Below are 11,901 nucleotides of genomic sequence, written 5' to 3'. Positions count from 1 at the left end.
CACGCCTTCGTGTCCCTCGGCCACCAGGTGCGCGTCCCGCGCGCGACCGGCCGCCGCCAGCAGTCTTTCGAGGTCATCGCCGCGGGCGTGCAGCAGGACAGCGGCTTCGGCGGCGTCCAGCGAAACGCCGTCCGTGGCGCGGCGGAGCGCACGGCGCATCGCCGAGGCGCTCGGAGTGGGTTCCGGCGGGGCAAGTTCCAGATCTGCAACCGACACCAGCCGACTCTAAGTCGCCGAGCACGCACCACCCAACCGTCGTAGACGTGCCACACACCTCACTATCGGCTATTGAATTACTCCGTTCTGCCCTACCGGTACTCACCGAATCAGGCGCAAAATCCGACGAATACCACTGGGTGAATCACACTCTGTCTCCATAGGAGGGACACGTGTCACGCACTAGAAGGAGCGGCCGGGCGATGCGCATCGCCGGCTCGGCGCTCGCGCTGGCGTTGCTGGTACCCGCAGGCATCGTCGGCGCAGCCGAATCCGCGCCCGCGGCCACCGCCGCGCCGGTTCACTTCGTCGTGCTCGGCCCGACCGGCGACGGCCTGCAGCAGACCGAGGAATCGGTCCGCGCGGTCGGCGGAACCGTCGTGCAGAGCTGGCCCCAGATCGGCGTGATCGTCGCGACCTCGACGGATCCCGGTTTCGCCGCCGCAGTTCGCACCCAGCCGGCCGTGGAACAGGCCGGTGCCAGCCGAAACCTCGCCGAGCAGCTGCCGCCCGCGCAGTCGCAGCGGCTGGAGGCGCTGGAAGGCAAGGTCGGCGCCGTCCCCTTCGCCGCCGTTCCCGGCGAAGAACCGCTGGAGCCCGAGCAGTGGGACATGCGGCAGATCAAGGCCGAGCAGGCCAGCGCGGTCTCCCAGGGCAGCAAGGACATCACGGTCGGCGTGCTGGACTACGGCATCGACCCGACGCACCCGGACCTGAAGCCGAACCTGGACGTCACCAAGTCGGTGAGCTGCGTCAACGAGGGCGTCCCGGACACCAGGCAGGAGTCCTGGCAGCCGCAGGACCCGACGCAGGACCACGGCACCCACACCGCGGGCACCATCGCCGCCGCGCGCAACGGCGTCGGCATCGCCGGTGTCGCCCCGAACGTGACGCTGGCCTCGGTGCGGGTCATCGACGACGGCGGCTTCATCTACCCCGAATACGCGGTCTGCGGCTTCATCTGGGCCGCCGAGCACGGCTTCGACGTCACCAACAACTCGTACTTCGTCGACCCCTGGTACCTGTGGTGCGACAGCGACCCGGACCAGAAGGCCGCGGCCGAGGCGGTGCGTCGCGCCGTCGCGTACGCGCAGGGCAAGGACGTCGTGAACGTGGTCTCGGCGGGCAACAGCAACTGGGACCTGTCCAAGCCGATCCGCGACACCAACAGCCCGAACAACGGCGGACCGACCCAGGACCGGCAGACCGGGCACGAGTGCCACGTCCTGCCAGGTGAGCTGCCGGGCGTGGTCTCGGTGTCCGCGGTGGGCTCGGACGCGGTGAAGTCGTACTACTCCAACTACGGACTGGGTTCGATCACGGTCACCGCCCCGGGCGGCGACAAGAACCAGATCCCGCAGACGCCGTCGCAGAACGGTCGCGTGCTGTCCACTGTGCCCGGCGGCGGCTGGGGCTGGATGCAGGGCACCTCGATGGCCGGGCCGCACGCGGCCGGCGTGGTCGCGCTGCTGCGCAGCACCCACCAGGAGTGGAACGCCCAGCAGGTGGTCGGCGCGCTGACCAACCAGGCGGGCGCCCTGGAGTGCCCGACCAGCTACGACCCGGACGGCGACGGCAAGCCGGACGCGGTGTGCTCGGGCGGCAAGAGCGGTGCCGGTTTCTACGGCGCGGGCCTCATCGACGCCCTGGGCGCCGTCCAGAAGTAAGCCGCAAAGAGTGACACTCGAAGGGCGCCTTCGGCCGATCCGGTCGGAGGCGCCCTTCACTTTGCCGCAATTCGCACGATCTGGGGTTGCCTGGGCGAGTTGGCCGCAGGACGCTGGCGGTCCGGAGGGTTGTCGCTCGGGAGTGAGGCGCTGTCGTGGCTGATTCGGAGACCTTCGTGATCGTCGGTGCCGGCATGGCCGGGGCCAAGGGCGCGCAGGCGCTGCGCGATCTGGGATTCGACGGGCGCATCGCCCTGCTCGGCGACGAACCGCACCGCCCGTACGAGCGCCCGCCGCTGTCCAAGGCGTACCTGATGGGCAACGAAGGGTTCGACAGCGCGTACGTGCACGACGAGTCCTGGTACGCCGACAACCGGGTGGATCTGCAGCTGGAGGTGTCGGTGCGGCGCATCGACCGGGCGCTGCGGCAGGTGGAGCTCACCGACGGCGGACGCCTCGACTTCGACAAGCTGCTGATCACGACCGGGGCCAACCCCCGTTCGCTGCCGGTGCCCGGCATCGACGCCGAGGGCGTCCTGCACCTGCGGCGGGTCGAGGATTCCGACCTGATCAAGCAGACCCTGGCGGGCATCGAGCGGCTCGTGGTGGTCGGCGCGGGCTGGATCGGTCTCGAAGTCACCGCCGCCGCACGCGAAGCGGGCGTGGCCGTGACCGTTGTCGAGACGACGGAGCTGCCGCTGCTGCGGGTGCTCGGCCCGGAGGTGGCCGAGGTCTTCGCGGCGCTGCACCGGGACCACGGCGTGGACTTCCGGTTCGGCACCGCGGTCAGCGAGATCCTGGTCGACGGCGACCGCGCGGCCGGGGTCCGGCTGGCGGACGGCGCCGAAGTCCCGGCCGGGGCGGTGCTGGTCGCGGTCGGCGTGGAGCCGGAGGTCGCGCTCGCCCGGGATGCGGGCCTGCGGGTCGACAACGGCATCCTGGTCGACGCCTCGCTGCGCACCGGCGACCCGAACATCGTCGCGGCGGGCGACGTGGCGAACGCGTTCAACCCGTTGCTGGGCAAGCAGATCCGCGTGGAGCACTGGGCGAACGCGCTCAGCCAGCCCGCCACCGCAGCGGCGTCGATGCTGGGGCGCGACGGCAAGTACGCGGAACTGCCGTACTTCTTCACCGACCAGTACGACCTGGGCATGGAGTACCTCGGCCACGTCGACCCCGGCGGCTACGACCAGGTGGTGTTCCGCGGCGACGTGGCGGCCCGCGAGTTCATCGCGTTCTGGCTGGCCGGCGGCCGGGTCCTGGCGGGCATGAACGTCAACATCTGGGACGTCCAGGATCAGATCAAGACCCTGATCACCTCGGGAACGACGATCGACCCGAACGCGCTCGCCGACCCGGACACGCCGCTCAACGAGCTCATCGCCCGCTGATCCTCGCGCCGCCGGATCACGACTCCGCGACGGAGCGCGCCACGAACGCGGCGATCAGGTCGTCCACGTCGAACCGCGCCAGGACGTCGGGCACCGTCAGGTGCTCCAGGATCACGCCGGTCATCGCGTAGTAGAGCAGCATCGTCGACGTGTCGTCGCCGGGAAACCCGGATTCGCGGCGGCCCTCGATGTTCGCGGTCAGGTTGGCGCGCAGCGTTTCGGTCAGCGCCGCCTGGAGCTCCGGGCGCCGGATCGCCTCCAGGCGGAGTTCCAGCAGCGCGAGCCAGCCGGTGCGGTCGTCCGAGATGTGGTGGAACAGCGCGCGCAGCACCTCGGTGAGCAGTTCCGGCGACGGCGGGCGGTCGAGGTCGTACTGCCCCGGATCGAGGGTCATCCGCTGGTGGATGTGCGCGCCGACCTGGTTGAGCAGGTCCGCGCGGTTGGCGAAGTAGTTCGACGCCGTCCCCTTCGGCACGCCGGCCTCGACGTCGACGGCGCGGAAGGTCAGGCCGCGCGCGCCGTCCCGCGCCAGCACCTCGATCGCCGCGTCTACCAGTGCCGTTCGCCTCGCGGTGTTCTGCACCATCGCTCCTCCTGAGCAACCCGCTTGTAATCACTACATTCATAGTACTAAATTTAAAGCACTACATTCGGAGTGGTTCTCACTGGAGGCACCGTGCGAAAGCTGACCTACCTGATCGCGGCGACCATCGACGGCTTCATCACCGGCCCCAACGGCAAGCCGGACTTCTTCCTGCACGAAGGCGACCACGGCGATTTCATCCGGGCCGAATACCCGGAGATCATGCCGACCCACATCCGCCCGCTGATCGGCCTCGCCGACGCGCCGAACAAGCACTTCGACACCGTCCTGCAGGGCCGCAGCACCTGGGACGTCGGCGTGCAGGACGGGATGACGAACGCCTACCAGCACATGCGGCGCAACGTCGTGTTCTCCCGCAGCGTCGCGGAAAGCCCGGATCCCACGGTGGAATTCGTCGCCACCGACCCGATCGAGCGGGTGCGGGAGCTGAAGCGGGAAGAAGGCATGGGGAGGGGATCTGGCTCTGCGGCGGCGGAAAGCTGGCGGAGGCCCTGCGCCCGGAGATCGATGAACTGATGATCAAGCTCCACCCGATCGTCGCCGGCTCCGGAACCCCGCTGTTCAGCAGGGAATTCGCCCCGGAACTGTTCGACCTGGCCGAAACCAAGGTGTTCGGCAGCGGGGTGATCCACCTGACCTACACCAAGCGCTGACCGGGAAGGGCTGGTCCAGGTGGACGCCCTCCCGACCACGAGCAGCCGACCGTCGTGAGTGGAAGCGGTCGCCCCAACGACCACTTCCACTCACGACATCACCCCAGATGCGCAAGGAGCAGTTCCGCCAAGCGGGCGGACGCCCGGAGCGGCAGGTAGTGGTCCGCGCCGGAGATGACCTCCAAGCGCGCATCCGGGATGTCCGCGACGAGCCACTCGGCGATCGCGACGATTGCCGGATGCTCCTGGTCACCGTGGACGACCAGGGTGGGAACTGCGATCCGGTCGAGCCACGAAGCGGCAGCCCGGTCCTGACAACGCGCGAAATCCGCGGCCACCAAGCGGCACTCCGCGTTGTCCGCCACCATTGCGTCGATCAGCTCGCCGCCGCTCGCAGCGGCTCCCATCGGAGCCCAGACCGACAGTTCCAGCTCGGCCAAGCGCTTGGCGTCGCGTTCGCGGCGAGCGGCTTCGCACGCGGCCAGCTCCGGAGCCTCCGGCCAGCGATGGCCGCTCACCGAACTGCCGATCAACGCCAGCGAGGTGATCCGATCGGGATGGGCGAGAGCGAAGTCCAGCGCCGTCTCGCCACCCAGGCTCAACCCGACCAGCGCCGCGCGTTCGATGCCGAAGTGGTCGAGCACGGCCCGCAGATCGGCCACGTCCCAGTAAGGTTCCGCCGGCATCGGCGATCGGCCGAGACCGCGAGCGTCGAAACGAATAGCGGTGTGCCACCTTGCCAACACGGGAAAGACCGAATCCCACAGCCGGCTGTCCATCCCGCCGCCGTGCAGGAGCACAACGGGAGCGCCCGAGCCGGCGCGCTCAGCCCACACGACTCCCCCACCTGGAACCGGCACAACACCTTCGGACCGCTTCGCTTCGATCGACTCGTTCACGACCACCTCCCCTCGGAGCGATTGCGCCCGATCATGACTGGTAAACCACAGAACTTGCATCAGTGATCCTCTTCACAAGAGCGTGGATCTCCAGTTTGATAGAGGTATCAACCTCGTACCCATGACCGGCAACGTCACGCAGCCTCCCTTCGTCGAGGACACCACAACCGATCACGAGCAGGACGTCGTCGCGATCAAGCAGTTGATCGCCGACGTCGAAACCGCCTTCAACACCAACGATCCCGACCTCATGACCGCGCACTTCGCCCGGAACGCCTCGGTCGTCAACGCGGTCGGGATGCTGATGTCCGGCCGCGAAGCCCTGCTCGACGCCAACCGCAAGGGCCTGGCCGGATTCCTACGCGACGAGCACGTGCGCTACGAGGTCAGCGACATCATCTTCATTCGCCCCGACGTAGCCATCGCGCACAAGAACGCGCGGGCCACCAAGCCCGATGGCGAGCTCATCGACGTCGATCCCGCGATGATCGCCCTCTACGTCCTGGTCAAGGAACAGAACCGCTGGTGGATCGCGGCCCGGCAGAACACCCTCACGCAGTCTTGACCGGTCGGCACCGCGCGGGACGGCACCGACTCGGCTGTCCCGACGGGCCGGTCGATTTCACGCGAAATCGCCGCTCTCCACGTTCCGGGACGCCACAGTGCCGTCTAGTCCCATCATGGGCGCATGCCGAGGAACCATGCGTGAAGGTTCAGGCTGCGGTCGGAAATCGAACGCAAGAAGGGAATCCAGGATGGGAGCAGTTCAGGCGGTCCGGTGGCAGGAGTTCGAGGCGGCCGCGCCGGAACTCGGCGATTTCGGACGGCAGCGCCTGCAGGCAGGTCCCTGCTACCTCGGGACCGTGCGACGCGACGGTTCGGCACGAGTGCATCCGGTCAGCCCGAAGATCGTTCGCGGACACCTCGTCCTCTACATGTACCCAACCTCGCCCAAGGGCGCGGACCTGGAGCGTGATCCCCGCTTCGCCCTGCACGCTACGGTCGACGACGACCACGGCACCGGAGGGGAATTCGCCTTGCAAGGCATCGCTCGACGCATCAACGACGACGCTCTTGGAGAAGAGCTGGCGGTAGGAGGATTCCCGGCGCAGGACCGCTACATCCGCTTCGAACTGCTGATCAGCAGCGTGTTGGCCGGAACCTACGGCGAGGGCGCAGAGAAGCCCGAGCTGCGCCGATGGTCAGTCCCGACGCGTTGATGGGTTCAGGTTGATCGGCGAAGCGTCCTCGGACAAATCAACGCACCGAGGTTGACCGCCCGCCCTCGCGTTCCCGCCAGCCACGCGAACGGAGGAGATGCTCGTGCCGGTGGCGGTACTGTGATCAACTGTCGTGCCGAGCGCGGCGGGCGGGAGACGGTCATGACTTCGAGACGGTCCGGTGACGTGGTCGGCGGACGCTACCGGCTGGCCGCCGAACTGGGGTCCGGTGGTTTCGGGCGGGTCTGGCGGGCCCACGACGAGACCCTCGACGTCGACGTTGCGATCAAGGAACTGCAGCTGCCGCCGGGGATGCCGGAAACCGAACGGGCCGAGCGGTTGGCGCGTGCCACTCGCGAAGCCCGCAACGCAGCCCGGTTGCGCAAGCACGACGGCATCGTCGCGATCCACGATGTCGTCGTCGAGGACGGCCTTCCCTGGATCGTCATGGAACTGGTCGACGGCTGCTCGTTGAGCGAGCACATCGAGCGGCACGGGCCGCTTCCGGCGGACAGGGCAGCCGAAGTGGCTACGGCGCTGCTGACGGCGATGGGCGCAGCACACCGGGAAGGTGTTGTGCACCGCGACATCAAACCGGCCAACGTCATGCTCGCCGAGGACGGGAAGGTCCTGCTCACCGACTTCGGGACCGCGATCCGCCACACCGACACCGCGCTGACCGCAACCGGGATGTTCATCGGCTCGGCGGAGTACACGGCGCCCGAGCGGTTGCGCGGCACCGATGGACTTCCCGCCAGCGATCTGTTCTCCCTCGGCGTGACCCTCTACCAGGCCGTCGAAGGCGTCTCGCCGTTCCGGCGCGATACCCAGGAAGCGACGCTGGCCGCGGTACTGCTGGAGGAGGCCCCGGCGCCGCGACGGACCGGACCGCTCACCGAGCTCATCACCCGGCTGCTGAACAAGGCTCCGGACCGCAGGCCGACGGTCGCCGAGGCGCTGACCATGGCAGGCGAGCAGCCCGCCACCAAGGTCCACATGCAGCCCCCCACCAAGATCCACGTGCAGCGCGGCACCAAGGTCCTCCCGACGTGGCCGAAGAAGTGGCAGCCCAAAGGCGTTGCCGTGCTGATGGCGATCATCACCGGACTCGGCATCGCCGGACTCCCCGATGCCGGCGGCACGTGGGCGTACTTCGAGAGCTACGGGGACAATGACTTGGTCAGCGGCGCCGTAGTGAGCCTCGCCGTTGCCGATGTCGTCATCGTCGGCTTGCTGTGCGCCGGTTTCGCTCGATTCCTGCCGAAGGGCATCGGCAAGACCGTCACCGTCGTCGTCATCGTCGCCGGGCTCGTCTTCGGTTGCGGTGCCGCAGCTTTCGCTTTCAACGGCGTCGGAGAGACCTTCCGGAACACGGCGGAGTTCTCAGCACAGGAGTCCGCGACGGCGTCGCTGATCCTGATCACCAGCATCGTCCTCGTGACGGCCGGTTTGACCTGGGAGTCCTGGAAAAAGTAATGCCTGGACCCACGCGAAACGATCAGAAGCCGAGCACGACCGTGCCCGGCGCGAGGTCCGCCCAGCCCCGAATGCCTGGCTGATCGGACCGGCAGCATCCACGGCTACGGCACGAGGCCGACACCGACCTCGCCAGCGCGCGGACTCTGCTTCACGGCCTGGCTCCGGATCCTCCGGGCTGTTCCGGACGGTGACTGCTCGCGGCTTTGAAGTACTGGTTCGAAGGTTTGAGGAACACCAGGACGAGGAACACCGGCATCGCGACCAGCACCATCAACAACTCGACGCTGGCGATGAGCGCGCCCGGCTGGCCGATGAGAGACCCCAGCTGGAAATCGACGATGATGAGCATCTGGCTGATGCCGAAAAGGCCGTAGAGCAGCCAGATCCCGGCGAGGATGGCGAGTGTGGTCCGCGCCCAGTTCCGGCCGGCGCGCATCCGGAACGCGAAGATCACCCACAGCGCGGTGAGCGCGAAGTTGCCCAACGTGTTGAACACGTTGAAGATGAGCGGGCCCTGCCAGGTATCGAGATATCTGATGACTTGCAGCGCGAGGACCACGAAGCTGATGCCGGTCAGCATCGACGAGAGGATCGGCACCACGATGCCGATCAAGGTCGCGAACGTCACCGTCCCGGGCGCTTTCGGTCGGCCGAACTGCAGCTGCGGCGGAAGCTGCTGGTCACCCGCCGGCTGGGACTGCTGCTGCGACCAAGGATTCTGAGGCGCTGTCACGCGAAGAGAGTAGAACCTACAACGATCAAGAATGTGCCTGCTTGCCGTCATCTTCAGATGAGCCGTAACTCGCGCAACTGCCCAGCACGCAGCCCCAGACGGGCGCAACAAGACGGTGCCGGTGTTGCGGCTCAGACCTCGAACGCCACCGTGACCGGAGCGTGGTCGCTCCAGCGCTGGTCGTAGGACTCCGCGCGCTCGATCACCGCCGACGCCGCTCGCTTCGCCAGGGCTTCGGAAGCCACCTGGTAATCGATGCGCCAGCCCGAGTCGTTGTCGAAGGCCTTGCCCCGGTAGGACCACCAGGAGTACGGGCCCGGGCCTTCCGGGTGGAGGTTCCGGACGATGTCCTCGTAGCCGCTCTCGAAGAGCTCCGTCAGCCAGGCCCGTTCCTCCGGGAGGAAGCCCGCTTCCTTCTGGTTCGCCTTCCAGTTCTTCAGGTCGATCTGCTGGTGCGCGATGTTCCAGTCGCCGCAGACCAGCACCTCCCGGCCCTCCGCCGCGGCTCGCCCGCGCAGGTCGTCCAGGTACGCGCGGAACTCCTTCATGAAGCGTTCCTTCTCGTCCTGGCGCGGGGTGCCGACGTCGCCGCTGGGCAAGTACAGGCTCGCGACCACGAGGCCCGGCAGGTCGATCTCCGCGTAACGGCCGCTCTCGTCGAACTCCGCCGAGCCGAAGCCGATGCGCACCGCCTCCGGTTCCGCGCGGCTGTAGATCGCCACCCCGGCGCGGCCCTTCTCCGAGCTCGGGGCCAGCACGGTGTGCCAGCCGGCCGGTTCCCGGACCTCCGGCGCGAGCTGTTCGGGCTCCGCGCGGGTCTCCTGCAGGCAGATCACGTCGGCTCGGGTGGCGGCGAGCCACTCCACGAAGCCCTTCTTCGCGGCGGCGCGCAGGCCGTTTACGTTCACGGTCGACACAGTCAGCACGCCAGCGAGGGTAACCACCGGCACCGACGATCAACCCTCCCGGGCACCCCTCCCCAGCAGAACGATCTTCGTGGGTCAGGCCAGCCAGAACGCTTCGCGGGTGCGGCGGCGGCGGTCGCGGCGGCGGGTGGGTTTCGGCGCCGCCGGGCGCTGCCACAGCCACATGCACACCCGGGCGCCGCCAAGGCTGGAGCGGTCGACCGCGAGCCGTCCCCCGGTGGACTCGGCGACCCGGCGGGCGATGTCCAGGCCGAGCCCGGTCGATCCGGCGCTGCTGCGCCCGCGCTGCACGGCGTCGGAGGACTCCGCCACCCCGGGCCCGGCGTCCTCCACGATCACCCCGACCACGCCGTCCTTCTGCTGCACCGACACCACGAACTCGGTCCGCTCCGGGGTGTGCCGGAAGACGTTGCCCACCACGGCGTCCACCGACGCGGCGAGCTCCGCTCTGGGCACCGGGACGTGGACCTCGCCTTCCGCGCCGCGCAGGCTCCACGGCCGCTGCTGGTCATCGGCCAGCGCCGACCAGAACCCGAGCCGCTCGCGCAGCAGCTCCGCGACGTCGCAGTCGGCTTCCTCGCCGGGCCCGGACCGGCGGGCGCTGGTGATCACCAGGTCTACCTCGCGTTCCAGCCGGTCGATGGCGACCCTGGTCTGCTCGGCGGCCTGATCGTCGCCCAGCGCCTCCGCGTTGAGCCGCAGCGCCGTCAGCGGGGTGCGCAGGCGGTGCGAGAGGTCCGCGGCCATCTCGCGCTCGGCGGCGAGCAGCTGGCGGACCCGGTCGGCCATGGTGTTGAACGCGCGCCCGGCCTCCACCAGTTCGGGCGGGCCGCTGGGATGCACCCGGACGCTGAGGTCGCCGGCGCCGAGCGCGGACGAGGCCTCCGCGAGCCGGGTGGTCGCGCGCACGACGCGGGCCGCCAGCCGGTCCGCGACCAGCAGCGACCCGACGACCAGGACCAGCCCGACGGCGCCGAGCACGAGCCAGGCCCGCAGCACCCCTCGGGTCTGGTCCGCTGCGGGCACGAACACCTCGGCCAGCGCGGTGCGACCGCCGTCCAGCGCGATCGGCTGCACGAACGCCGTGCCGCCGGCCACTTCCACGCTGGAGGTCCGCACGTCGGACATCGCCAGGTGCACGTCCCCGGCACCGACCCGGCCCGAGCCCACCACGCCGCCGTCCGGCAGGTACACGGCGACCCGCCCGGACTGCCCGGCGCGCGTGCTGGCGACGGCCTTGCCGACCAGCGCGTGATCGGTCGTGGTGGCCAGCACCGGCGCCAGCGCGACGGCTTGCCGTTCGGCGTCGGACATCGCCTGGTCGCGGGCCATCTCCTTGATCATCAGGCCGAGCGGGATGAGGAACGCCAGGGCGACCATCGAGGTCACCGCCAACGCCACCAGGACGATCGTGCGTCTCATTCCGGTTCCACGAGCTTCACGCCGACGCCCCGCACGGTGTGCAGGAACCGAGGTTCGGCGGCGCTCTCGCCGAGCTTGCGCCGCAGCCAGGACAGGTGGACGTCGATGGTCTGGTCGTCGCCGTAGGACTGCCGCCACACCTGGGCGAGCAGTTCGCGGCGCGCCACCACCCGGCCGGGCCGGGCCGCGAGGTAGGCCAGCAGGTCGAACTCGCGCCGCGTCAGCTCCAGCTCGGCGCCGTCCAGCGTCGAGACCCGGCTGCCCAGGTCGATGCGCAGCCCGGCGACCTCCAGCAGCTGCGCCGGCTGCGGGCCGCGGGCGCGGCGCAGCACCGCTTCGATGCGGGCGTTGAGGTGCTCGCTGGAGAACGGCTTGACGATGTAGTCGTCCGCGCCCGCGCGCAGCAGGCGGACGATCTCGCTCTCGTCGTCGCGGGCGGTCGCCACGATGGTCGGCACGTTGGAGACGCCGCGGATCATCTTGAGCGTCTCGCCGCCGTCGAGGTCGGGCAGGCCGAGGTCGAGGATGATGACGTCCGGTGGGTGCTCGGCTACTTCGCGCAACGATGCCAGGGCGGTTCCGACGCTGCGAACGACCCAGTCCCGCGCGGTCAGGTCCCGGATCATCGCGGCCCGCACCACTGGATCGTCCTCAACCACCAGAACCACAGCCATGGCGGGGACGATACGGG

The 11,901-nt window shown here is 69.1% G+C and carries 14 protein-coding genes; 7 read left to right on the top strand and 7 right to left on the bottom strand.

Annotated features, from left to right (window positions below):
- Positions 1 to 216, bottom strand: a 216-nt coding sequence (locus AC07FN_RS26125; protein ID WP_478398015.1) for a hypothetical protein, incomplete at its 3' end; no start/stop codon positions are given.
- Between the two features lie 173 nt (positions 217 to 389).
- Between AC07FN_RS26125 and AC07FN_RS26120 the strand changes: the two genes are divergently transcribed.
- Entirely contained in the window at positions 390 to 1,883 is a 1,494-nt protein-coding gene (locus AC07FN_RS26120) for a S8 family peptidase (RefSeq protein WP_478398012.1), read from the top strand.
- A 155-nt stretch (positions 1,884 to 2,038) separates the two neighbouring features.
- On the top strand, positions 2,039 to 3,274 hold the full coding sequence (locus AC07FN_RS26115) for an NAD(P)/FAD-dependent oxidoreductase (RefSeq protein ID WP_478398011.1): 1,236 nt from the start codon (positions 2,039 to 2,041) through the stop codon (positions 3,272 to 3,274).
- A 16-nt stretch (positions 3,275 to 3,290) separates the two neighbouring features.
- Here the strand turns inward: AC07FN_RS26115 and AC07FN_RS26110 are convergent, their stop codons facing one another.
- The gene (locus AC07FN_RS26110; RefSeq protein WP_478398010.1) at positions 3,291 to 3,860 is read right to left on the bottom strand and encodes a TetR/AcrR family transcriptional regulator; all 570 of its coding nucleotides are present in this window, start codon (positions 3,858 to 3,860) and stop codon (positions 3,291 to 3,293) included.
- A 90-nt stretch (positions 3,861 to 3,950) separates the two neighbouring features.
- Between AC07FN_RS26110 and AC07FN_RS26105 the strand changes: the two genes are divergently transcribed.
- Positions 3,951 to 4,394: a dihydrofolate reductase family protein gene (locus tag AC07FN_RS26105; protein ID WP_478398009.1), complete on the top strand. Its 444-nt coding sequence runs from the start codon at positions 3,951 to 3,953 to the stop codon at positions 4,392 to 4,394.
- Positions 4,394 to 4,531 carry a hypothetical protein gene (locus AC07FN_RS26100; RefSeq protein WP_478398008.1) on the top strand — a complete coding sequence of 46 codons (138 nt, stop codon included), beginning with the start codon at positions 4,394 to 4,396 and terminating at the stop codon, positions 4,529 to 4,531. The genes AC07FN_RS26105 and AC07FN_RS26100 overlap by 1 nt, the downstream gene beginning before the upstream one ends.
- Positions 4,532 to 4,629: 98 nt before the next feature.
- Here the strand turns inward: AC07FN_RS26100 and AC07FN_RS26095 are convergent, their stop codons facing one another.
- Positions 4,630 to 5,490, bottom strand: a complete 861-nt coding sequence (locus AC07FN_RS26095) for an alpha/beta fold hydrolase (RefSeq protein ID WP_478398007.1) — start codon at positions 5,488 to 5,490, stop codon at positions 4,630 to 4,632.
- Positions 5,491 to 5,551: 61 nt separating this feature from the next.
- Between AC07FN_RS26095 and AC07FN_RS26090 the strand changes: the two genes are divergently transcribed.
- The 3 genes from AC07FN_RS26090 to AC07FN_RS26080 all read left to right on the top strand — a co-directional run bounded on the left by AC07FN_RS26090 (position 5,552) and on the right by AC07FN_RS26080 (position 8,126).
- Positions 5,552 to 5,995 (top strand): SgcJ/EcaC family oxidoreductase, encoded by a 444-nt coding sequence (locus AC07FN_RS26090; protein ID WP_478398006.1) that lies wholly within the window; start codon positions 5,552 to 5,554, stop codon positions 5,993 to 5,995.
- 190 nt (positions 5,996 to 6,185) lie between these two features.
- Entirely contained in the window at positions 6,186 to 6,650 is a 465-nt protein-coding gene (locus AC07FN_RS26085; RefSeq protein WP_478398005.1) for a pyridoxamine 5'-phosphate oxidase family protein, read from the top strand.
- A gap of 162 nt (positions 6,651 to 6,812) precedes the next feature.
- On the top strand, positions 6,813 to 8,126 hold the full coding sequence (locus AC07FN_RS26080; RefSeq protein ID WP_478398004.1) for a serine/threonine-protein kinase: 1,314 nt from the start codon (positions 6,813 to 6,815) through the stop codon (positions 8,124 to 8,126).
- 151 nt (positions 8,127 to 8,277) lie between these two features.
- On the opposite strand, the gene AC07FN_RS26075 is transcribed toward AC07FN_RS26080, so the two are convergent.
- The 4 genes from AC07FN_RS26075 to AC07FN_RS26060 all read right to left on the bottom strand — a co-directional run bounded on the left by AC07FN_RS26075 (position 8,278) and on the right by AC07FN_RS26060 (position 11,884).
- Positions 8,278 to 8,913 (bottom strand): hypothetical protein, encoded by a 636-nt coding sequence (locus AC07FN_RS26075; RefSeq protein WP_478398003.1) that lies wholly within the window; start codon positions 8,911 to 8,913, stop codon positions 8,278 to 8,280.
- 80 nt (positions 8,914 to 8,993) lie between these two features.
- Entirely contained in the window at positions 8,994 to 9,788 is a 795-nt protein-coding gene (locus AC07FN_RS26070) for an exodeoxyribonuclease III (protein WP_478398002.1), read from the bottom strand.
- Between the two features lie 75 nt (positions 9,789 to 9,863).
- The gene (locus AC07FN_RS26065; protein WP_478398001.1) at positions 9,864 to 11,210 is read right to left on the bottom strand and encodes a sensor histidine kinase; all 1,347 of its coding nucleotides are present in this window, start codon (positions 11,208 to 11,210) and stop codon (positions 9,864 to 9,866) included.
- Entirely contained in the window at positions 11,207 to 11,884 is a 678-nt protein-coding gene (locus AC07FN_RS26060) for a response regulator transcription factor (protein ID WP_478398000.1), read from the bottom strand. The genes AC07FN_RS26065 and AC07FN_RS26060 overlap by 4 nt, the downstream gene beginning before the upstream one ends.
- Positions 11,885 to 11,901: the final 17 nt, after the last annotated feature.

It is taken from the genome of Saccharopolyspora sp. NPDC045941, assembly GCF_056431445.1.
The sequence above is the reverse complement of the archived record's forward strand: the minus strand, read 5'-3'. Positions and strand labels throughout refer to the sequence as shown.